The sequence below is a fragment of the Streptomyces sp. Ru72 genome (assembly GCF_002920635.1).
GTDB lineage: Bacteria > Actinomycetota > Actinomycetes > Streptomycetales > Streptomycetaceae > Streptomyces.
The window spans coordinates 1-1,570 of record NZ_PQSR01000227.1 but is presented as its reverse complement, the minus strand read 5'-3'; the positions used below and the strand labels follow the sequence as shown (position 1 = coordinate 1,570).

Genomic DNA, 1,570 nt, shown 5'->3' with positions numbered 1-1,570 from the left:
GCACCTCTCCTCCCTGGCCGGTGAACACGCGCACCAGACGGTCGCACACGATCAGAGCGTCCTGGTCACGGGCGGGCTGCTCACGCTGTCGCGCGACCCGTTGCTCCAGGTCGGCCAGTGTGACCGCGTCCGACGCCGCGGAGGTCCCTTCCGTCATGCCTGATCCCCCATCCTCAGGTCCGTGCCTTCTCCGCGCCGTCCGGTCCACCACGCCTGGGCCGCGAGCACGGCGCACGCCACGCCCAGGAGTCCCGCCGACGGCAGGACGAGTGCGAGCGGGTCGGTGGCCGGCACCACCGCGGGCATGCCGTCGGCCGTTGGCCGGCCGGTGAAGGCCAGAGCGGTCAGGTCCACACCGGGCCGCAGCAGCGGGACCACGGCCAGACCCGTGAGCACGCCGCCGACCGCGCCCAGCAGCACCTGCGGCAGCACGTCGAGCACGGCGAGCCACTGGCGCTGACCCACCCTCATGCCCATGGTGCGCAGCCGGGCCAGCGTGGTCCGGCGCTGCGGTGCGCTCTGCAGCAGGGAGAGCAGCAGGGCCAGGACGCAGTAGCCGCCGCCGGCCGCCACCGCCGCCTGATACACGCGCTGGGCACCGGACTGCAGAGCGGTCCCCTTCAGCGCCGCCCGCTCCTCGGACCGCAGCCGGACGGTCAGCCGGCCCGACGCCCGCTGGGCGGTGGCGCGCAGGGATCGACCGTCGACCTGGCCGGTCACGTACAGTTCCGTCGGCTCCAGCGCGGACGTCGGCTGCCAGTCGGCGTGCTCGCGCGCCACGGCCTTCGCCGACACGATGACGAACTCCCGGCCCGGCACCGCGACAGCGGCCTCCCGAGCGGCGACAGCCCGTACGTCGAGCGGCCCGGCGGCCGTCCGCACGACGCGTGCGTGTCCGCCGAACTCCGCGGCCAGTCGCGGCGAAACCACCGCGGCAAGCGCTCCGGCACCACGATCGTCCAGCTCTGCCGTCGGGAAGCGGCCGTCCACGCCCGTCACCGCGGCGAGCCGCGCGTAGGACCCCGGGTCCACCATGAGCAGGTCGTACTCCGTGCCGCGCTCCGTACGAAGGCCGGTTTCGACGCGGACGGCCGCCACGTCCCGCACACCATGGAGGCGACGAATCCGCTCCGCGAGTCCTCGCGGCAGGGCGGCCTGGGCCTGGACGCGCGCGTCGGCGCCGACGGCCGCGAGTGCCGCCCGGTCCCGCCCGGCGGCCACCCCGGCCAGGACCGCACCGCCGAACGAGGTCACGGTGAGCGCCACCAGGACGGCGAGCAGCGGCAGGGCGGCCGTGGACGGAGTGCGGCCGGCGCGCACCACGCCCAGGGGGAGCACCGCGCCCCTGAGACGCGCCGCCGGGCGGGCGAGCAGCCGCAGCGGCAGCGGGTACAGCCGCAGCAGTACGAAGGCGGCGACCACCGCGACGAGAACCGGGGCAGCCGCGGTCAGCTGGTCCAGGCCGCCGTCCGCCGTGCCGCGTCGGCGCAGCGCCACCACGGAGCCCGTGACGACGAGCACGACGGTCAGTTCGGCCACCGTGCGCCGCCGCGAGGGGCGGGCGCTCACC

At 76.1% G+C, this 1,570-nt stretch carries 1 protein-coding gene; it reads right to left on the bottom strand.

Going from position 1 to position 1,570, the window contains the following annotated elements; genetic code table 11:
• Window positions 1-153: 153 nt before the first annotated feature.
• The coding region (locus tag C3488_RS39585; RefSeq protein WP_146068034.1) for an FtsX-like permease family protein at window positions 154-1,570 on the bottom strand (1,417 nt) is incomplete at its 5' end.